Annotated in this window: 17 protein-coding genes; 8 read left to right on the top strand and 9 right to left on the bottom strand. The window is 60.4% G+C overall.

Going from position 1 to position 20,955, the window contains the following annotated elements:
- The first annotated feature begins 463 nt into the window (after positions 1–463).
- On the top strand, positions 464–1,768 hold the full coding sequence (locus tag L4G42_RS05250) for a tyrosine-type recombinase/integrase (RefSeq protein ID WP_237260607.1): 1,305 nt from the start codon (positions 464–466) through the stop codon (positions 1,766–1,768).
- Between the two features lie 21 nt (positions 1,769–1,789).
- On the opposite strand, the gene L4G42_RS05245 is transcribed toward L4G42_RS05250, so the two are convergent.
- Positions 1,790–2,803, bottom strand: coding sequence for a zinc-dependent alcohol dehydrogenase family protein (locus L4G42_RS05245; RefSeq protein ID WP_237259418.1), 1,014 nt, complete (start codon positions 2,801–2,803; stop codon positions 1,790–1,792).
- A 97-nt stretch (positions 2,804–2,900) separates the two neighbouring features.
- Here L4G42_RS05245 and L4G42_RS05240 point away from each other — a divergent pair, with 97 nt between their 5' ends.
- Both L4G42_RS05240 and L4G42_RS05235 read left to right on the top strand, forming a co-directional pair.
- Positions 2,901–3,800, top strand: coding sequence for a LysR family transcriptional regulator (locus tag L4G42_RS05240; protein ID WP_237252079.1), 900 nt, complete (start codon positions 2,901–2,903; stop codon positions 3,798–3,800).
- A 421-nt stretch (positions 3,801–4,221) separates the two neighbouring features.
- Positions 4,222–4,464: a hypothetical protein gene (locus tag L4G42_RS05235; RefSeq protein ID WP_237252078.1), complete on the top strand. Its 243-nt coding sequence runs from the start codon at positions 4,222–4,224 to the stop codon at positions 4,462–4,464.
- Between the two features lie 449 nt (positions 4,465–4,913).
- Here L4G42_RS05235 and L4G42_RS05230 read toward each other — a convergent pair whose 3' ends face one another.
- Positions 4,914–7,286: a membrane-bound PQQ-dependent dehydrogenase, glucose/quinate/shikimate family gene (locus L4G42_RS05230; RefSeq protein ID WP_237252077.1), complete on the bottom strand. Its 2,373-nt coding sequence runs from the start codon at positions 7,284–7,286 to the stop codon at positions 4,914–4,916.
- A gap of 848 nt (positions 7,287–8,134) precedes the next feature.
- On the opposite strand from L4G42_RS05230, the gene L4G42_RS05225 reads away from it, so the two are divergent.
- The gene (locus tag L4G42_RS05225) at positions 8,135–8,374 is read left to right on the top strand and encodes a hypothetical protein (RefSeq protein ID WP_237252076.1); all 240 of its coding nucleotides are present in this window, start codon (positions 8,135–8,137) and stop codon (positions 8,372–8,374) included.
- Positions 8,375–8,430: 56 nt separating this feature from the next.
- Positions 8,431–11,124, top strand: coding sequence for a glycoside hydrolase family 3 protein (locus L4G42_RS05220; RefSeq protein WP_237252137.1), 2,694 nt, complete (start codon positions 8,431–8,433; stop codon positions 11,122–11,124).
- 51 nt (positions 11,125–11,175) lie between these two features.
- On the opposite strand, the gene L4G42_RS05215 is transcribed toward L4G42_RS05220, so the two are convergent.
- The 4 genes from L4G42_RS05215 to L4G42_RS05200 all read right to left on the bottom strand — a co-directional run bounded on the left by L4G42_RS05215 (position 11,176) and on the right by L4G42_RS05200 (position 16,955).
- The gene (locus L4G42_RS05215; RefSeq protein ID WP_237252075.1) at positions 11,176–11,826 is read right to left on the bottom strand and encodes a TetR/AcrR family transcriptional regulator; all 651 of its coding nucleotides are present in this window, start codon (positions 11,824–11,826) and stop codon (positions 11,176–11,178) included.
- A gap of 55 nt (positions 11,827–11,881) precedes the next feature.
- Positions 11,882–13,237, bottom strand: a complete 1,356-nt coding sequence (locus tag L4G42_RS05210; protein ID WP_237259417.1) for an MATE family efflux transporter — start codon at positions 13,235–13,237, stop codon at positions 11,882–11,884.
- A gap of 79 nt (positions 13,238–13,316) precedes the next feature.
- On the bottom strand, positions 13,317–15,914 hold the full coding sequence (locus L4G42_RS05205; RefSeq protein ID WP_237252073.1) for a bifunctional diguanylate cyclase/phosphodiesterase: 2,598 nt from the start codon (positions 15,912–15,914) through the stop codon (positions 13,317–13,319).
- A 33-nt stretch (positions 15,915–15,947) separates the two neighbouring features.
- Positions 15,948–16,955, bottom strand: coding sequence for a DNA-binding protein (locus tag L4G42_RS05200; RefSeq protein WP_237260605.1), 1,008 nt, complete (start codon positions 16,953–16,955; stop codon positions 15,948–15,950).
- Positions 16,956–17,135: 180 nt separating this feature from the next.
- Here L4G42_RS05200 and L4G42_RS05195 point away from each other — a divergent pair, with 180 nt between their 5' ends.
- From L4G42_RS05195 to L4G42_RS05185, 3 genes are all read left to right on the top strand, one after another.
- Positions 17,136–18,101, top strand: a complete 966-nt coding sequence (locus L4G42_RS05195) for a tyrosine-type recombinase/integrase (protein WP_237252071.1) — start codon at positions 17,136–17,138, stop codon at positions 18,099–18,101.
- Between the two features lie 204 nt (positions 18,102–18,305).
- The gene (locus tag L4G42_RS05190; RefSeq protein ID WP_074883334.1) at positions 18,306–18,674 is read left to right on the top strand and encodes a histone-like nucleoid-structuring protein, MvaT/MvaU family; all 369 of its coding nucleotides are present in this window, start codon (positions 18,306–18,308) and stop codon (positions 18,672–18,674) included.
- 257 nt (positions 18,675–18,931) lie between these two features.
- Complete coding sequence (locus tag L4G42_RS05185) at positions 18,932–19,777, top strand: alpha/beta fold hydrolase (protein ID WP_237259473.1); 846 nt, start codon at positions 18,932–18,934, stop codon at positions 19,775–19,777.
- A gap of 27 nt (positions 19,778–19,804) precedes the next feature.
- On the opposite strand, the gene L4G42_RS05180 is transcribed toward L4G42_RS05185, so the two are convergent.
- From L4G42_RS05180 to L4G42_RS05170, 3 genes are all read right to left on the bottom strand, one after another.
- Entirely contained in the window at positions 19,805–19,978 is a 174-nt protein-coding gene (locus L4G42_RS05180) for a hypothetical protein (RefSeq protein ID WP_237252069.1), read from the bottom strand.
- 99 nt (positions 19,979–20,077) lie between these two features.
- Entirely contained in the window at positions 20,078–20,419 is a 342-nt protein-coding gene (locus L4G42_RS05175) for a hypothetical protein (RefSeq protein ID WP_237252068.1), read from the bottom strand.
- 99 nt (positions 20,420–20,518) lie between these two features.
- On the bottom strand, positions 20,519–20,884 hold the full coding sequence (locus L4G42_RS05170; RefSeq protein ID WP_237252067.1) for a response regulator: 366 nt from the start codon (positions 20,882–20,884) through the stop codon (positions 20,519–20,521).
- Positions 20,885–20,955 lie beyond the last annotated feature (71 nt).

The following is a 20,955-nucleotide window of genomic DNA, read 5'->3' as shown; positions in this document are numbered from 1 at the left end:
GCAGACAGCCTTGAAGGTCTCAAACTTGACTCCAGATTCAGCCGTCCCAAGCCGATGCCAGGACGACCCCCATGGACATTCGCCTCGAGCGCGTAACTGGCAGCGCTCCAACGCCACCCCTAACGCTCGCCACCGCCTGAATAGCCCGAAAGCCCCGTAAAACGAGGCCTGCAGAGCACCAATGCGCTCGCAACAGCACAAATAAATTCAACAAAATCGCCACGCTGACGTGCCAAAACTCACTCAAAGCGCGCAAAAGCACGTATCGGCACACGAAGACATCACCTAAATTGTTCCGGAAGGCCCAAAACAGCATACAAATGCCAAATAGACCCAAGCGGCCCTGCTAACACACCCCCACCTACAAATGCAATATCCGATAACTGTCAGACCCGGATATTGCATATGGCCGCGACCTGCACGATCATGCCGGCACCTTCCGCGTCCACAGCCAGCGAATTCCATGCCCGCGCCTTCGTCACCCCATCCGCTGTTCGAAACCTACGCGAAGTTCGGCGAGCTGAACTTCAGCTCTTTAAAGGAAGAGCTTCCGGCGATCCGTGATTATCTCGAGCAATTCCCCGATGAGACCCAGGCCATCGAAGGCTACCGCGCCGTGCGCAGCTTTCTCAAGTCCTACGCCGGCAACGAATCCACGTTCAATTCCTACCGTACCCACGTCGAGCGACTGCTGCTCTGGACGATGCTCAAATCCAGAACGCCCCTCCTCGCCATGCGCCGCACCCAGGCCGAGAGCTTCATGGAGTTCTGCCTGGCGCCCGACCCTGCCTGGGTGGGTCCGGTGGTCAAATCCCGCTTCACCCGCCTCGGCGCGCGCAAGAAAACCGCGACGGACACCTACGTCCTCAATCCCGACTGGCGACCGTTCAGCCAGACTGTCGCCAAGGAAGAACGCAAGCGTGCCCAGGAAGAAAACCGGCCCGCTTTGCAGGACGCGTACCGGTTGGCCCAAGGCTCTATCGCGCAGATCTTCGCGGTGTGCGGCAGCTTCTTTCAGCACGCAATCGATGAGGGTTTCTGCGAGCAAAACCCGTTTCGTGCTGTGAAACAGAAGAGCAAATACAAGGAGCGCAATACCGATAACCAGGACACACGCATCCTGACTTCGCTGCAGTGGGATTTCGTGCTGGAAACCGCCGAGCTGCTGGCCGCCGAGGACGCCAAGTACGAGCGCACGCTGTTTATTGTGGCGACGATTTTTGCCATGTACCTGCGGGTTTCCGACCTGGTGGGTCGTGACAACTGGAAGCCGACCATGGGCGACCTGCGCAAGGACGGCGCCGGCAACTGGTGGTATCACGTGGTGGGCAAAGGCAACAAAGCCGGCAAGATCAGCGTGCGTGACGACTATGTAGAAAACTACCTCAAGCGCTGGCGTCTGCATCAGGGGTTGTCCCCCCTGCCCGGCTTCGGTGAAAGTACGCCGCTGATTGCCACCCAACGCGGCCGCGCCGGTTTGTCCGACCGGCATATCCGCGTGCTGCTGCAGGAGGTGTTTGATCGTGCATTGCAGCGCATGCAGGCCGAGCACTGGCCAGACGAAGACGTCGGCCGCCTGCGCGCTGCATCCTTGCACTGGCTGCGGCACACCTCGGCCACCTTCGATGCGCCTCACCGCGACATGAAAGATCTGCAGGTCGATCTGCGTCACAACAGCCTCAGCACGACGCAGAACGCCTACTACAACTCCGAAGACGAAAAGCGTGCGTACTCGGTCAAGCGCTTGCCGATGAAGGAGCGCACTTAGGTACCCGGCTGCTGGCCAGTATCAGCGGTCCAGACTGATCACGACCTTGCCGAAATGCTGGCCACTGCGCAGGTGCTCAAACGCCGCCCGGGCTTCGGCAAACGGAAAAACGCGGTCAATAACCGGTTTGATCTGGCCACCCACCGTCGCTTTTAACGTGTCTTCGAGCATCGCCCGATCGCCGACATTGGTGGACCGCAAGCTTGCACCGGCGCCCATCAGGTCGAAATAGTCGAGCGCCGCGCCGCTTTCGCCCAGAAAACCTACCAGCACGACTTCGCCATGGAAGGCGACGGCTTTCAACGACTGCCTGATCGTCGCCGGTCCGCCCACCTCAACCACCCGATCGACGCCCACGTCAGCGGTAAGCGACCGGACCGCGGTGCCCCATTCGGCGACGTCCCGATAATTGATCACCTCATCGGCACCCAGCGCTTTCAAACGCTCGGCCTTGGCAGAGGACGAGGTGGTGGCGATCACCCGAGCGCCTGCTGCCTTGGCATATTGCAGCGCGAACACGGATACCCCGCCGCTGCCCAGGGTCAATACGCTTTGCCCCACCCGAATCGGCGTGGCGCCGCTGATGGAATTCCAGGCAGTAACCGCTGCACACGGCAGGGTCGCGCCTTCCTCAAAGCTCAGCTCATCCGGCAAGGCGACGACCGCTTCACGCGACACCACTTTGTACTCCGTCAGCCAGCCGTCCTGATCGTAGCCGTAGCTGCCAATGGCCCGGGCGGCGACCTTGGGGCCTCCGAACCAGCGCGGGTGGAACAGGCTCACCACCCTGTCGCCGACCTGGAAATCATCGACGCCCTCGCCGAGCTCAACAACTTCGGCAGCGGCATCGCTGACAGGAATCCCCCCTGCGATAGAGGGTTTCAGGATCCGCCCGTCCAGCAGTGCCAAGTCGCGGTAGTTCAGCGACACGGCGTGGACGCGCAATAACAGCTCACCGCGCTGTGGCTTTGGAACGGCCTCCTGATGTAGACGCAATCCGTCCAGTGAAGGTGTGTCGAAGCGATAACTGTGCATGGCAAGTCACTCTGTAAAGGTGTGGCTCCACTGTGAATAGCCCAACAGAAATGATAAATGGATTAAAACTTTGCTGACTGCCAAAGGAAACTTGCCAATGAACGTGCTCAAGGCCATGCAGCTGTTTGTGCAGATCGTCGATAAAGGCAGCCTTACGGCTGCATCGGACGACGCTTCGCTGACCCCGACCATGGTGGGCAATCATCTGCGCGCGCTGGAAGAACACCTTGGCATGAAGCTGCTCAACCGCACCACGCGCCAGCAGCACCTGACCGAGTTTGGCCGGCGCTATTACGACCGCTGCGTCGAAATTCTGAGTCTGGTTGAGAGCGCCCACGCCGATGCGCTGTCTGCGCGTAGCGAGCCCCAAGGTCGGCTGCGCGTCACCCTGCCCCACGCTTTTGGACTCCAGCGCTTAATGCCCGCCATCGCCGAGTACTTACGCCGTTATCCCAAGGTCGACCTCGACGTGATCTTCACCGATCGGCAGGTTGATTTACTGGAGGATGGTTTCGAGGCAGCGGTGCGGATCGGTGAACCCCCGGATGCGTTCCTGATGGCGCAACCCCTCAAACCCCACTCCCTGGCGCTCTGCGCCTCCCCGTCCTATCTGGAAAGCCGCGGCATGCCTGCGCATCCCGATGAACTCGAAGGCCACGACTGCCTGACGTATCTGTATGCCTCGCGATCCTCACCCACCAGCGCGGCAGGTCTATGGACGTTCAAGGGCGCTGACGGCGTGCACGATGTGGAGGTCAACGGCCGGGTGCAGATGGATAACGGCCCGGCCTTGCGCCAGGCCGCGCTGGACGGAATGGGCATCGCGCTGCTCCCGGCGGTGGTTGTCGAGCAGGACTTTGCCAGCGGCCAGTTATGCCAGGTGCTCGCGGACTACCAACTTCCCGTACGACCGCTGAACCTGCTGTATCTGCCCGACCGACAGGCCTCGCCCAAACTGCGCAGCTTTATCGAGTTCATGGTTGCGCGGTTTGGTTGAGAGCATGTTCAACAGGGGCCTGATTTATTTAATACGCCACGGCAGTGGCGTTAGCGGTAGTCAGAATCAGCTAACTCAGGTCGCTTTCAGTTCAGAGCTCTTTGGATTCAATGACTGAAACGTGCTCGGCGATCGCCGCTGAATGCCAGCGCCGGGGATTTGATTGCGGTGTCTAAAACGATTGAAGAGCCCCACGCCAGCGCGTCGAATTGACGCCAGACTTAAGTACAGCAGACCCCTCTAAAAAGCGTGACGTCAAATTACCGACTGCCAAACCACTCCCAAATTCACGGAAAACCCAAAAGCGTCATATTCCCGACGAAATGCATCTCCGCCGCATTGCCACAAGCCATCACCTCCCCTCAAAATCGCCACACACCCGCTGTCCCGCGCCGTGATTTGCCTGAAAGGAATGTGAGCAATGAAGAGCATCTTTATGGTTGTAATGACTATGTGTTCCGGTGCGGAAGGATGTCTGGATGAGAGCCAGCCGACGGCGTATTCGACCCGAGCAGAGTGCATGGAGAGCGTTGCCTTGATGCCTACCCGACGGGGCATCAAATACCGCTGCTCCTCGGTGCCCCAGGTGCTGATCACCCAGCAGCGCCGCGCGACCCAGAATCACCTTGTGACCAACACCCCCGAGGCGCCAGTCCGCCCTTGAGCGACAACGCCGGGACGGGGATAAACCCGGCCCGGCGCAGTTGATACACACAGACGGCTGATTCAGCTCGCGGCCGCCACCGTGATTTCAACCAGCAAATCCGGCACTGCCAGACGTGATTCGCAGCACCGTGTTTGAGGTATACACCGCGGCGCAGCCAAAACCCCGCACACCCATTGGACACGCAGACCATTCCCGATGTGGCGACATCCCCTGTAGGAGCGCGCTTGGTCTGGGCCGCATCCGGACGAACGCGGTGTGTCAGGCGACCTCTTCACACCTGATCCACCGCAATCGCGGGCAAGCGCGCTCCTACAATGGTTTGCAGGGTGTCAGGCAAACACTCATGGCGGTGCACCAAACGTTCAGCAGCAAGCCGGCGCCTACATCCGCACAAAAAAAAGCCGTGACGCACAACTTCGTCACGGCCTTGGTCACACGTCAGTCAATCAATCCAGACGGAACGCGATCACGCTGTCCCCCAACGTGGTGCCGAGCGAGCCATGCCCGCCGGCCGAGATGACGACGTACTGCTTGCCGTCGCTGCCCATGTAGGTCGAAGGCGTCGCCTGCCCGCCCGCCGGCAGCTCTTTCTCCCAGAGCACGTCACCGGTGTTGATGTCGTACGCGCGGATGAAGTTGTCCGCCGTGGCGCCATGGAACACCACGCCGCCCGCCGTCACCAGCGGACCGCCGTGGGCAACCATGCCCATCGGGAAGCCGATCGGGAAGCGGCCCGGCAGGAACGTGGTCTTGAGGTTCTGGGTGGTGCCGGTGCGGCGCATCCACTCGGTTTTGCCCGTGGTCAGGTCAATGCCGACCATGCGGCCCCACGGCGGCGCAATGCACGGCACGCCCAGCTCCGAGGCGAACTGCTTGATGCGAATGGCGTAATCACCCTTGAAGTTCTCGTTCCAGTACGGCGTGCCGTCCTGGGTGAACAGCCGCTTCTCGGCGGTTTCCGGGGTGCGCTTGATCAGGTGGTAGGTGTAGGCCAGACGTACCGGTGCGGCGATGAGGATCTGCCGATCCGGATCGACCGCCACCGAGCCCCAGTTGAACGCCCCGATGTTGCCCGGGAAGATCAGCGACCCCTGCTCGGTGCTCGGCGTCCATGGATTGCCGTCGTAGCGCAGCTTGTTGTAGATCGTGCGGCAGGACATCTGATCAAACGGCGTCAGGCCCCACATGGATTTTTCGCTCAGCGGCTCCGGGATGAAGTTGATCTTCGACACCGGCTGAGTCGGCGCAAAATGCTCCCCCGGCACGCCGCCCTGGGTGGACACCTTGACCTGATCGACCGGGACAATTGGCTCGCCGGTCAGCCGGTTCAGCACAAAGATGTTGCCCACTTTGGTCGGCAACAGCAGCGCCGGTTGCTTGCTGCCCTCTTTGCCCACGTCCATCAGGGTCGGCTGCGAGGGGTTATCGCGGTCCCATAGGTCGTTGTTCGACGACTGGAATTTCCACTTGTACGCACCGGTGTTCAGGTCCAGGGCTACCAGCGTGTCGCGGAATTTTTCCGTGTTGCTGTTCGGATCGCGGTTGATGCCGAGCTCATCTGGCGAGGCGTTGCCGAATGGCACAAACACCAAGCCGTTTTTCATATCGGCGCTGAGCGTGCCCCACGCCACGGGTGTGTCCTGCGGATAGGTCTGATCGGCCGCGATGGGCTGGTTCATGTCCGGATTGGCCGGGTCGAAGTTCCACACCAGCGTGCCGGTCACGGCGTTGTAGGCGCGGATCACACCCGACGGGTTGCCGTCGTTGTAGCCATTGTCCATCACCGAACCGCCCACGATGACCAGATCACCGGCAATCAGCGGTGCGGCGGTCTGCATCAACGCGTGGGGACGAATCTCGCCCATGTTGGCACTGAGATCGACCACGCCGTTGTTGCCGAAATCGCTGCACAGCATGCCGGTGTCAGCGTCCAGGGCCACCAGTTTTGCGTCCGCGGTGGCAGTGATAATGCGTTTGGCGCACTGGCTCGATGAGGTATCGGCTGCAGCGGTTGCGGCCGGCGCGTAGTAGCTGACGCCACGGCAGGTCTGGTGCTGCTGCAGGTACGAGCGGTTCTTCTCCGGCGCCCACTTCCAGTCCAGCTTGCCGGTTTCAGGATTCAGCGCGTGCACTTCGTTGTGCGCGGTGCAGACGTACACCCGATTGTTGACCTTCAGCGGCGTGGCTTCGAAGGTGTACTCGCCGGCGTCTTTTGCGGCATCGCGCAGATCGCCGGTGTGGTATTCCCACGCCACGGAAAGCTTCTTCACGTTACCGGCGTTGATCTGGTCGAGGCTGGAGAAACGCTGACCGTTGTGGGTGCCGCCATAGGCCACCCAGTCATTGGCGGCTTCGCCCGTGCTGCGCGTTGCCACTGGGGTGTCGATCTTGCCGGCCACCGGGTACGGGTCGTAGAACATCATCGCCAGCACGATCAGGATCATCACGCCAACGGTGCCGCCCAGAAACGGGTGGAAGCGGCGCGTGTCGCCCGGGTTCTGCGCCTTGTACAGCGGACGCACCAACCACGGCAGCGCCAGCCACAGCCCCAGCAGCGCAAACAGATCGCCGCGCGGAATCCACTGCCATTTGTCGAAGCCGACCTCGTAGACGATCCAGATCAGAATCCCCCACATCAGCAGCGCATAAACCGTCAGCGCCGATTGATTTTTCAAAATCAGCAGCACCGCCGAGGCCAATACCGCGAGGGCGATAATCGAGTACGCCGCCGAGCCGCCGGCGGCCACCAGTTGCGCACCCATGTACAACAGGGCAATGGCGAAAATCGCCATCACCACCCCAGTCACTCTCAAGATCATTGTTGGTTTTCCGTATTGGGGCCGGTGATGGCGCCCGTGTGGGAAATGGGCGAAAGCGGGATGTCCGAGCCACCCGATCGCATGCGTTCCCACCCATATTAACGCCCACAACCCGCGCCCCGGAAAGCTTTGTTACACCTTTGCGAGCGTCTAGCGCAGGGCTTGTAGCGCGCCGGCACCGCTCAGCAGCTGCATTTGCTGACGATAGTCGTCGGTGACCTAGCTTGCCTGGCTGCTGCTGAATGTCCATGCAGAAACAGCGCGTGGGGTGGCGATTAATTAATCAATGGCCCGCTCTTTTAATTACGCGCACGCGTTATTGCGCCGCGCAGCATTCCTCCATCGGCTTTATAGGGTGTCAACTTAAAACCAGGGCGTTGCGCGCAACTTGTTAATCAACTAATAAAGTGAAATAAGCCGCCAAAGCTCTCGAATATGTATCGGCAACTAAGGCAGCTATGCAGTCGTTTGATTGTCGAGGGTTACTCGGCGCGGAGAGAGCTTACCAGCAAGCTAAACCTAATAGCAATTAGGTTTTCGATGCCGCAATTAATCACGCTTTATAGTCGAATTAACGGCAATACAAATTCGTTATTAAGGACATATTGGGTGAATTATTGCGCTAAAAAGCGATTCCTTGTCTCACCACCAGCGCCACCGAGTGATTCGAAACCCTCTTGAACGTGCCTTTTCGATCACCGCTCGTCTATTTCAAAAATAATCTTGCAAACGCTGAACTAATCAGTAGATTCCCCGGACTTAACGTTCGCCCTGTTCTCACAGGGCGGGTTTGCGCGTTCATTTAATTTCCAATTCCATCAATCGAGAAACCATCGATGAATAGACCCATGCTGTCTGTTTGCAGCGTCGTGCTTTTCGGCGCCTGTAGTTTTGCTGCTGTTGCGGCGGACTCTACGAACACCCAAACGTCGAACTCGGCAGAAACACTTCGCGTCCAGGTTGAACATCAGCGCGACCAGCTTTCCGGCGTCGACAAGGTTGCCGTACCGACCACCCAGACCTCATCCGCAATGCTTGATGCGCCGGTCGACACTGGTGACGCGCCTGTTCTGGTGCAGAAGCCATGACCGACCCACGCAACCGGCCGTCCGGCCACCGTCAGCGACCAGTGAGCGCATTCCCGATGTCAGCTTTCAAACACACCCTGGCCTTGAGCCTGTTGTCCCTTGGTGTACTGCAAGCCAACCTGGCGCTGGCCGCTGTGACGCCGGCGACCGGTGACGCCGTGGAAGCACGGGTCAGTTCGATCCTGGACAACATGAATCAGTCCGAGAAGATCAACTTCACCCGCGTCGACGACGGCCACATGATCCCGTCGCTGCTCAAATGGGGCATCAAGGGCACCGTCGCCTACGACTCCTCCATGGGCGTGCACGTCAACAACGCCACATTCGGCGCGCAGTACCCGTCGCAGTCCGCACTCGCGGCGACCTGGAGCATAAACCGCGCCAAGGAATTCGGTCTGGCGATCGCTTACGAGACGCGGATCTCCGGCGGTCAGCAAATGCTCTCCCCCGGCGTCAACCTGTACCGTACGCCGTACAACGGGCGCTCGGCGGAATATGCCAGCGGCGAGGACCCGTTCATCGGTGCCGTGCTGGCGCCGGCCGTGGTCAACGGCATTCAGGCGCAAGGCATCCAGGCCAGCGGCAAGCACTACCTGGCTAACGAGCAGGAAGCCAACCGTCAGGGGCTGAACGTCGTGGTCGACGAGCGCACGCTGCGAGAGCTGTACCTGCCGGGATTCGAGTCGATGGTGAAGAACGCTAACGTCGCGTCGATCATGTGCGGCTTCAACAAGATCAACGGCGATTACGCCTGTGAAAACCATCACCTGATCACGGAAGTGCTCAAGGGTGAATGGGGCTATCAGGGCACCGTGATCAGTGACTTCAACGCGATCCATGACGCATTTAAAGGCGCATGGGCCGGCACCGACATCGACATGCCGTCGGGCCTGCAATTTACCGAAGCCAACCTGATGCCGCATGTGTGGAGCGGCCAGCTGAGCCAAAATGTCATCGACGATAAGGTCAAACGCAACCTGCGCGCGATCGTCAGCTACGACTTCCAGGAACACCTCAACACCGCCAACACCCTGGACCATCCCGAGTACGGCCAGCGTGCTTCGCTGAACACGGCGCGTGAGTCGATCGTTCTCCTGCGCAACGAAAAAACGTCGGCCGGCAAACCGCTGCTGCCTCTGGCGCGTGACGCAAAGATCGCGGTCATCGGTGACTGGGCGTATCAAGCGCCGGCATCGCCGTTCGGCACCGCCAACTCGCCGCCCAGCAGTTACGTCACCGAGCTGAGCGGTCTGCAGCAGCTGGCTTCCAGCAGCACCAACGTTACGTACCTGCCAGAACTGAGCCTGAACCCAACGGCCTCGGCCTGGTATCAACCTGCCGTCGGCAGCAATAACGTCAACAACGCCGGCGTGAAAGCGGAATACTTCTCCAACACCAGCTTCTCCGGAAGCCCGGTGGTGACCCGCGTTGAACCCGGCGTGAACCTTAACTGGACCACCGGCACCAACGAGACCAACGCCGGCACCACTGCGGTTTCCGGTTTCAGCCCGACCCCTGGCGCGTTCTCGGCACGCTACACGGCGACCATCAAGCCGACCGTTTCCGGCGCCCAGGTGTTCAAGGTCCGTGCGGACGGCCCGTACAAGCTCTGGGTCAATGATGAGTTGGTCCTGCAGAGCGACGGCAAGCCGTATGCGGCGGACGTGGTCAACGCGTTGACCACGTCGGGCAAAACCGCCGCACTGGTGGCCGGCAAGTCGTACACGGTGAAGCTTGAGTACCAACGCGTTCAGGCCAACTTCATCCCGGCACTGGGTGGCGTCACCGGCGTGCAGATGAGCTGGGCAGCGTTGCGTCCACCAAAGGACCTGTCCAAATACGATGCGGTCGTCATCGCCACGGGCTCCAACTACGAGCACGAAGGCGAAGGTGCGGACCATGGCTTCGAGCTGCCTGACCAGCAAGCAGAGCTGATCAGCTTCGTCACCAAAGCCAACCCCAACACCATTGTGGTCATGCACGGCGGCGGTGTGGCTGACATGCAACCGTGGGCAAACAAGGTCGGCGCATCCCTGCAAGCCTGGTTCCCGGGTCAGCAAGGCGGCCAGGCCCTGGCCGAAATTCTGTTCGGCAACGTCAACCCGTCGGGCAAGCTGCCGATTACCATCGACAAGAAGATCGAGGACAACCCGAGCTACGCGTCATACCCGGATCCGGCGGCTTACCGTGGCGATAATGCGCTGACCGAAATGACCTACAGCGAAGGCCTGTACATGGGCTATCGAGGTTATGACAAGAAGCACGCCAAGCCGCTGTATCCGTTCGGTTACGGCCTGTCCTACACCACGTTCGATTACAGCGACCTGAAACTGTCGACCAATGTCATGGCGCCAGGCAGCACTGTTGATGTCACCTTCAAAGTGACCAACACAGGCGATAAGGCAGGCTTCGAAGTGGCGCAGTTGTACGTCCACCCAAACAACCCGGCGGTCGACCGTCCTGAGAAAGAACTGAAGGGCTTCACCAAGGTTTACCTGCAACCGGGCGAAAGCAAGACCGTGAGCATCCCGATCGATTCGCGCTCCCTGGCGTATTACGTCGAGAAGACCGACAGCTGGGATGTCGACGCCGGCAAGTTCAAGATCCTCGTAGGGCCTGATTCCGAGGACCTGCCCCTGGATCGCACCTTGATCACGCTGTTCCCGGAACACCTGACCACCCGCGACAGCAACCCGCTGCCGCTTCCACTGCGCAAGGCAGTGCAGGTCAGCGCTTTGCAAACTTACTGAGTGGGTAATCCGGTCGGGGTTCTGACCGGGCGTTAAGCAACCACTTCAAGCTCAGGGACGAGCTTGCAGGTCGGCTTGCAAACGGCGCAGATAACCCTCGAATACGGCCATCACGTCGACATCGTCCGGGGCTCTGAGCCACTGGATCTGCACACCGTCCATGACCGAAAAGATCTCTTGAGCGAGCGTCTTCACGTCAGTGTCCGGCCGCACCTCCCCCGCCTCGATCAACGCCTGCAAATGCCCGCGCGCATGTTCGTGGGTGATGTGAAAACGTGTCTTGTACCAGTCGAAGGCCGGATGCGCTTCGGCCAGGCTTTCCGTGTTGAGGACCATCGCCGCCTGACACTCGGCAGCGTCCTGCACGCTGAAACTCATGCTCATCCGCACGAATTTGATAAACCCCTCCAGCGTCATCTCCATGGTCAGTTCACTGAACCGCGACACCACCCGCTGATCCCGCCGCTCCAGCAGCGCATTGAGCAACGCTTCCTTGTTCGGAAAGTGATGCAGCAGGCCGACGGTGGTGATGCCGGCGAGCTGCGCGACATCCTTCATCGACGCACTGGAATAACCGTTGCGCGCGAAGATCACCGTCGCCGCATCGAGCAAGGCAGCACGACGCATTTCACCCTTGGGCGCACGCCGCCGCTTCGGCGAGGCCACCTCGGGCGAGTCATTCCCTGATTCGTCGTCTGTCATAGCACCTTGTCTCGTTGATCCGAATGAAGCCTGACCGAGCGCGGCAACTGCCTGCTCACCCCACGGCCTGGGCGCCGCCCCGGCGCCGGAAAAACCGCCTGGCCGTGAGGGACGCGATTGTAATCGAAGTCACGGCAATCAATGCGTTACCGGTGAGCATGGCCGGGAACGCGCCGGCCGCGCCGAACAGGTGAATCCCGCCAAGCACGAACGGCACCGTGCCCAGCGTTGCCCGTAGCCAGGCGAACAGTGCCACCAGCCACGGCCGGCCCAGGGTGACGAACATGGCGATGGCGACGAAATCCAGCCCGATCAAGGCCCACAGCCCGCCGCCGACGTGGCAGAACCCAAGAAAGATCGCCCGCCCGGCCCCTTCCAGTTCGTAGGTGTCAGCCAGCGGATTCGCCACCAGCAGCAGCACGGCCCAGACCAACAGGCCATAGACGATCACCAGCCTGCGGCTGAAAACGATGGCCGAGGCGACGCGAGCCTGGCGATGGGCGCCGATGTTTTGCCCCAGTACCGGCGCAAGGGCGCTGGGCAGGGAAAAGAACACGCAGTAAGCCAACTGCATGACGCGGTCCATCACCGACATTGCTGCCAGCGCCGACGTGCCATAGGCGCCGATCGACGAGACCAGATAGGTCAGGCCAACGGGCGTCGCCAGATTTCCAACCATCGCCGGTAAACCGACCTGCATGACCTTGCGCATGTGCAGGCGCAGCAGTCGCCAGCTGATGGAAAACGGCATCGCCAGCCGCGCCCGCAACCAGTAAATGCCCAGGCCGAGGGACACCAGCGCCGACAGCGCATAGGAAATCCCCGCGCCCTCAAGCCCGAGGCCAAAACCGAAAATGAACAGCGGATCGGCCAGCGCCAGGGTCGACGCCCCCGACAATACGACGCACAGGGCGCGGCGGCTGTCGCCGGCGGTTCGCAGGATTTGCGCCGACATCTGCATGGCCGATTGCAGCACGCTGAACGGCAGGGTCAGCCAGATGAAAATCCGCGCGGCTTCGTAGGTGCTGGCGTCCGCGCCGAGCCAACGGGTGAGCGGAACCAGCAGCGCCAGTTGCAACGCCGCCGCCGCGCCCGACGCGATCACCACCATCAGCATCAAGTGCGTGACCAGCCGCGAAGACGCCTTCGAGGCGCGATGGCCGATCCGCTCGGACAGCACCGTCGCCGCGGCGATGATCAGACCGCTGGAGACGGCGCTGTTGAGGAAGATCAGCACCTTCGCCACCCCCGTCGCGGCAAGCAGCAACGGATCGTGAAGCATCGAGACGTAGAGCAGCGTGAAGATGTCCACCAGAAACACCGCCAGCAGGCTCAACGCGCTGGTGCTTGACATCACCAACACGTGCCTGACCACCGACCCTTCGGTGAAAACAGCGCGCGGTTGGGTCATGAACACTCCAGAAATAGAACGCGGTATTGGCCCGGTGCGCGAGCAATGGAAGCCTCACGCCCGGAACAGCGCGCGCACTTTATACGTTTGTGTCCAGCGCCGCCGTATTTCTCGCCGCCAACAGCGCATGGAAGTCCGAGGTGGTCAGCGGATGACTGAGGAAATACCCCTGACCTTCCTCGCACTGCACTGCCTTGAGCAGTTGCAGATGTTCCGCAGTTTCAATGCCCTCGGCCGTGACCGTGAGTGAAAGCGCGCGGCCCAGCCCGACGATGGCCTGCACGATGGAGCGGTCGCCTTCGCTTTCGCTGAGGCGGGTCAGGAAGCTGCGGTCGATCTTCAGCCCGTCGAAGGGGAACGTGCGCAGGTAACTCAACGACGAATAACCGGTGCCGAAGTCATCCATGGAAATGCGCACCCCCAGTTGCTTCAGCGTCAACATGACCTCCAGCGCACCCACGGCGTCCTCGATCATCACGCCTTCGGTGATCTCCAGTTCGACCCGCGACGGCTCGATACCGGTGGCCTTCAGGGCGGACTGAATGCGCGCCGGCAGGTTGCCGCGCTTGAATTCGGCCGGCGACAGGTTGATGGAAATGAACAGGTGTTTCGACCAGCGCGCGGCTTCACTGCACGCCTGGGTCATGACCCAGTCGCTGAGGGGGATGATCAGCCCGCTTTCTTCAGCGATGGGGATAAAGGTGTCCGGCGCAATCAAGCCGCGCTGGGGATGCTGCCAACGCACCAGCGCTTCGGCGCCGACCATCTCGCCGTCGGAAATCCGAAAGCGCGGCTGGAAATGCAGGCGCAGTTCGTCGTGTTTGATCGCATAGCGCAGGTCACTCTCAAGCCGGCGGCGCTCGATGATCTTGGCGTTCATGTCCCCAGCGTAAAACCGCCAGGTGCCGCGACCGCTGGCCTTGGCCTCATACAGCGCGATGTCGGCGTAACGCAACAGTTCGGCGGCCTCGCGCGCATCGGTGGGCGCCATGGCGATGCCGATGCTGGCGCTGACGAATATTTCCTGGTCGTCGATCTGCACCGGGCGCTCGATGGACTCGATCAGCCGCCGGCACAGTGACTCCACTTCGTCCTGGGTTCGGGCGTCGCTGAGGATGAGTACAAACTCGTCGCCCCCTACTCGAGCGACCAGATCACCATGGCGCACGCAATCGGACAGCCGACTGGACACGTCATTGAGCACCCGGTCCCCTGCGGCGTGGCCGAGCAGGTCATTGACCGGTTTGAAGCGGTCCAGGTCAATGCTCAGCATCACCAGTGGCTGGTCAAGGGTGGGCAGCGCTTTCAGTTTGCCGTCGAGAAATTCCTGCAACCGGACCCGATTGGGCAGACCGGTCAAGGCGTCGTGCTGGGAGAGAAACTCGATGCGCCGACGGGCTTCCACTTCTTCGGTGACATCGGTGGCCGTGCCGCGAAATCCGCCTGCCAGCATCAACCGCGCCGAGAGGCGACTGATGCGTTCGCGCCCGCAGGTCTCCAGGTAGCGGCACTGAATGGTGATGTCGGGACGACGGTTCGGGATCGCCAACCACTGCGACACCAGGCCGAGTTCGGTTTGCAGCAAGTCGTCCATTAATGCGCCGATCCACCGCGCGCGGCTCAAGCCGGTCACGCTTTCAAAGCGGTCGGAGAGGTAAGTGAACCGCCCTTCGCTGTCGATTTCCCAGACCCAGTCCGAGCTGGCTTCCACCACGTCACGAAAGCGCGCTTCACTGGTGGCGAGCGCGCTTTCGCTTTTCTGCAGGGACGCGTAACTGTCATCAAGGGAGCGAGCGGCGGCGGTGGTGCGACGCAGGATGGCCCAAGTCATCAGGCACACCAGCACGGCGGCCAGACCAATCAGCGGCAGGCCGAGGGTGAGCAAACGCTCCCCCGGTCTGGGTGGCGTCCAGTGCAAGGCTCCGGCAGCACCGCCCTCGCCCAACGGAAAAATCGATACCTGAGGGCGCTCGTCAGGCGTTGCAACGTGCAACCCGTCTACGCCGTATTCCTTGCCCAAAACGGCCAGCTTGGCGTCGTCGAGCACCTCGACGAAGATCAGCACCGAGGGTACGCGGCCATCGGGGATCACGCTTGGATCGGTTCCGGGGGTGATGGCGGCTGCGGCAACCAGCGCAGGTGTGCCGTTTAGGTCGACGAAGGCGGTGACAGGGGTTTCTGTTTCGGCCCCCTCCCTGGCCCTGGCCAGAAGCAGTTCCCTGGCCTGCCCCAGCCACGGGTCGGCATCGACCTTTTCCAGTTGCCCTTCAACCACGGCATACACAGTGCGGCCGGCGTCATCAATGACGAACACGCCTTGAAATCCGAAATCGCTGTACAGCGTCGATCCGATGTTCTGACGGACGAACGCCCAGTCGGGGTCAATTTTCAAATGCAGGTAGCGGTAGGCATCGCCCCAGAATGCGTAGTCCTTGACCGTGACGGTCAGGGTTTTTTGCAGGGAGTGCACCGCTTTCTCGCTGTAGAACGCGCTTTCGATCTCTTCGGTGTGGTCCAGGTCGCGGGCGAGGAACGCCAACAAGTAAGCGGCCAGGAGAAAGACGCCCGCCAGCAGGAACACAAATTTGAATAACGAGCCCCGCGCCAACGTCACGGTGGCGGGACTCGTGGGGGGCATGACTGGCGTAACGAGTGGCGTGGTGCTTTGCTTTGGCATGATTTTCCGCAGAACTGAAGACGCGTCGGTCGCTTACGTCTGTATCGGCACAGGTGTAGCAATGATGAGCTGCGCCTGAGCACGCAGGCTGTCGTTGTCTTCGCTTAAAACAGCAACACGCTGATCTGCCTGCGCCAATTGCTCATTGGCCAGTGCCACCACTTTTGCCAAGGATTTACTTTCCACCTGTATAACCGCCAACTGCTCTTGCAGCTGCTCACGGGCGCCATCGGCTTTGGCGGTGGCCATCTGCGCGGTGCGAAGTTCTGTGGCAAGGCGCTGCGTCTGGTCTTGCTGGTCTGTCAACGCCCGGGCCTGCTGACGCATCTCGCCGAGCAGGCGCTCGTTGTCGCGGTTCAGGCGCGTTGATTCATCCTGCTTGATGACCAGCGTCTCCTGAAGTTTTCGCTGCTCCACCTGGATCTGCTGAAGCTGGGCTTCGTGGCGACGCTGATCCTGCTCGCGCTGCTCCTTGATGGCCTCGCGGTAATGCTCCAGCGCCGCGCGGGCGTGCACATGCTTTTCTTCGAGGGACTGGATTTGCACGTCCTTGTCCTGCACCCGCCGCTCAAGGTCCTGGCACTGCTGGCTCAGACCGGCATTGCGCGTCAGTTCCGACTGCCAGGAGGAGTGGGTGGTTAGCAATTGGGCGCCCTGCTCGGTCAGCGCGGCGTGCTGAGATTCGCACTGGCGCCGGGCTGTATCGAGCTCCAGCTCCAAGGCTTCCAGCCGGGTTCGCCAGGCGTCCCGCTGACGATCGAACTCCGCCTGTGCCTGGGCGACCACCTCCGCGCCCTCCTCCGTCAGCCGATCGAGCAACGCTTCAACCAGTGCTCTCAGCTCATGACTCATGCGCTCTCGCGGCGACGCTTCGGCCGGCGCCTGGCCGTCCAGTTCCTTTAGATACCGGGCAATAGTGGTTTTCGAACCGGTATTGCCCAGCTCCACACGCACCGCGTCGATGCTGGGGTAAGCGCCCTTGCTCAGCAACGCCTGTCGCGCGCGCTCTACCACCGCCTTGTTAATGCCTCCGCGTGCCATGTCAGCTCCACCTATTTCGTACCGTGTTACGTAACACGTTATTACAGGCTACGTTACCAGTTGAAACGTTGTGTGGAAATGCTTCTGACAACAACCGATAATAGTGCTTTATCGCTTTTCAGGCAGGTAAGCGGCGATCTAAGCCAGCAGAGTGCCCATGTCACGTCGACCGAGGGATGTATGGAAAAGGCAGATCGATACCTGTCAGCAGGCACTCGCGCCAATACACGCCGGAGCTATCGGGCCGCGATCGAGCATTTCGAAGTGGTCTGGGGCGGCTACCTGCCCACCACGGGCGACGGCATCGTGCGCTACCTCGCCGAGTACGCCGACAAGCACGCCATCAGCACGTTAAAACAACGTCTGGCGGCGCTGGCCCAGTGGCACGTCACCCAGGGGTCTCCGGACCCGACCAAAACGCCCACCGTGCGGCAACTGCTCAAAGGCATTCGCGTAGTCCACCCCGCGCAAGCCAAACAGGCGGCGCCGTTGCTGTTGCGTCACCTCGAGCAAGCGGTGGCGTGGCTGGAGAACGAGGCCAACGCCGCCTGGCAGCGCGGCGACCACAAGACATTGATGCGTCACCGACGCTCTATCGCCCTGGTGCTGATCGGCTTCTGGCGAGGGTTCCGCGGCGACGAGCTCGCCAGGCTGGACGTCGGCAACACACAGGCCCAGGCCGGCGAAGGCATCAGCTTTTATCTGCCGTACACCAAAGGCGACCGGCAGCATGAGGGCAGCACATTTCGCACCCCGGCGTTGAAGGCTTTGTGCCCGGTCAACGCCTACATCAACTGGATCACCGTGGCCGGGCTGACCCAAGGGCCTGTGTTTCGCCGGATCGACCGCTGGGGCAACCTGTCCGTGGAAGCCATCAATTCCCACAGCCTGGTGCCGATGTTGCGGCGCATCTTTAAAGACGCCGGGTTACCAGATGACCTGTACAGCAGTCACTCAATGCGCCGAGGATTTGCAACTTGGGCTTCAGGCAACGGCTGGGATATTAAAAGCCTGATGAATTACGTCGGCTGGAAAGACATTAAATCGGCGCTGCGTTATGTAGACCCGACCACCTCGTTTGGCGGCCTGGCATTGAAGCCTGCGTTGAACTCGGCCTTGCAGCCTGCAGCGCTGGCCGACACCTGACCCGTGTGCATGTTTTAAAGCGTCCTGCGGCGCGTGAACTGGCAGCTTTGCAGTCAGGGCAGAAAAGTTTGCTGTTAGTGCTGGCATCCATGCACCCACTCGCACTACAGTGTCCACGGTTACACCAGTAATCACCGTGCGCTCCAATGTTCGCCAGTGCTAACGCCGCACGTCAGTATCAACAAACCGAAACATGGAGTTCCAATGTCTAAACTTGCTGAATACCGCCAGCTTGAACGTCACCTTGCCGATCAGCTCGCTGCCCTCGAGGCCATGAAAGGCGATAAAGGCCTGGAGCAGGAAATCGAATTCGAAGGCAAATTGCGTACGCTGCTCGGCGAATACAATAAGAGCCTTAAAGATATTATTTCGATTCTGGATCACCCTACCGGATCCAAACAGGGCAAGAACACCAGCGCCCCCGAGAAGACCACTCGCAAAGCCCGCGCCGTTAAAGTCTACAAAAACCCGCACACCGGTGAAGTCGTAGAAACCAAAGGTGGCAATCACAAAACCTTGAAAGAATGGAAAGCCGAACACGGTTCCGACACCGTCGAATCCTGGGTTTCCTGATCGGCCTGTCAACGGGGACGGGGCATTGACAACCGCCCTGTTGCCGATCTCCCGATGCACGCGCCCGCGGCGCTGCATCGGTGATTCGATCGTTGGTTGCTCCCTCATTTGCAATTGCCCGTCGCGCAATTGATCACCTAACAGCACTACCGTCACACTTCAGCCCGCATTTTCTCAGGGCTTCGCTTCTACTTGTCTGTCGGAGTCATCCCGTGAAGAGCATAGTTGCCGGCGTGCTGAATGTTTCATATCGCGACATGGGCCCGGACGATGGCCCTGTTGTCGTATTGCTTCACGGATTTCCCTATGACATCCACGCCTATGACGACGTGTCGGCGCAACTTGTCCAGGCTGGCTGCCGCTGCATCGTGCCTTACCTGAGGGGATACGGCCCTACCCGTTTTGTCGATTCGGCCACGCCCCGCTCGGGCGAACAGGCAGCACTGGGCGCCGACCTGCTGGCACTGCTGAATGCATTGAATATCCCTCAAGCCATTCTCGCCGGTTACGACTGGGGCGGACGCGCCGCTTGTGTGGTGGCCGCGCTGTGGCCGGAGCGCGTGACGGGGCTGGTCAGTTGCGACCCTGGCTACAACATTCATGACATCGCTGCTGCAAACACACCGGCTGCACCCGAAACGGAGCGACGCCTGTGGTATCAGTATTACCTTCACGGTGAGCGCGGACGCGCCGGCCTTACGGCCCATCGAAGTGAGTTCTGCCATTTGCTTTGGAAACTCTGGTCGCCGACATGGCCATTCGCAGAATCCACGTTCGCTGATACTGCACAGTCGTTCGAGAACCCGGACTTTGTCGACGTGGTGGTGCATTCCTACCGCCACCGCTATGGACGGGCGGCGGGCGATCCCGACTATGGCTTTATTCAGGAGCGGCTCGCGCAGAAGCCACTGATCACAGTGCCGGCGGTGATTCTGGCGGGAGCAGACGATGGCGTCTCATCAAAACGCGACAGCAGTACCGCAGTGCGTGGCTTTGCAGGGCCGGTACGGCGGCAAGTGATAGAAGGCGTGGGCCACAATGTGCCGCAAGAGGCACCGGTAGAGTTTGCCGATGCGATAATAAGCCTGCTGAAAAACCACTGAATACAAGTAGCCCCGGCCGCTGATTGTTCAGGAGTGCTCGGCATTGCTTAGCTCAACGGCCGACTTGGCCGCTTCAACTTCATCGTCGAAATACAGTACGGCGCCCTCATCGTTCCTGACCCGGAAGACAGCGGTTGTGCCCGACTGTCGATGTTCGAGGGGGATGTCTTCACCTTCCAGTCTGACGATGGCCACGGCCATTATGATTCTCCCGCAAGCAACACTGACAGCAAACAGCACCGCTCACGCTGGAACATGCTCACGTTTATTATCAGTTTTAATATTCAAGGGTACAGTTCATCACGCGCGGTATTCGGCGTAGAACCGGGGTTGGGGATGGATACGTGGAGAGCTGAAGAGTTGCGCACTTTGTAGTGTGAAAGGCAGCGGACGGTATTCAAGATCGATGAGGCGAACCCCGTTGAGGTGCGGCTGACCACAAGGCATTGCGCCAAAGGCGGTGGCCAGCACACTCTGCTCGGGATCAAACAACACGAGGGTTTCCGCGCTGACCGCGTCCATGTAAAGCGAATAGGGACAGGAAGCGTCGGGACAAACGTGATGACGAAGTTCGTTCAATACACGTAGCCGTCGGTACACGGCGGTGCCTTCACCCAACGATTTGCTGTACCAGGTATTCATTGCATTGCCCATCTTGTAAGCGTTATCAGTATCGACCCTGGGCTGAATCGATTCGTTCAACGGCAATAACGATCAAGCGGGGCTAAGTTACCAGCGGGCTTACTGGCGGGCTTGAAACAGAGCGTGGATTTTGCCGATGACCTGTTCGATATCAAACGGCTTCTCAATCACCTCATCAAAAAGGTCCGGGCGCTCGGCACCCATGTAGGCCTGCGCGCCACTCATGAGCATGATGGGCGTCGACCTGTGCACGCCACGGGACTTGATCGACTCGGCGAGTTCCAGACCCGTCATGCCGGGCATCATGAAATCGGTGATGATCAGATCGGGGCGCTCGCGGTCGAGAATGTCCAGCGCCTTGCTTCCGCTCCCGGCGACGACCGTCTGAAAGCCCTCATCCTCCAGCGCAAAGCTGAGGATATCGGCAATCAGGTACTCATCATCGATGATCAGAATTGTCGGCATCAGAGGGGCATTTCCCCCGATGTCGCGAGGGTCAGCCGCCTGATCAGGCAACTTACTGGCTGTGGCCACCC

The organism is Pseudomonas petrae (assembly GCF_021728295.1).
GTDB classification, from domain to species: domain Bacteria; phylum Pseudomonadota; class Gammaproteobacteria; order Pseudomonadales; family Pseudomonadaceae; genus Aquipseudomonas; species Aquipseudomonas petrae.
The sequence above is the reverse complement of the archived record's forward strand: the minus strand, read 5'-3'. Positions and strand labels throughout refer to the sequence as shown.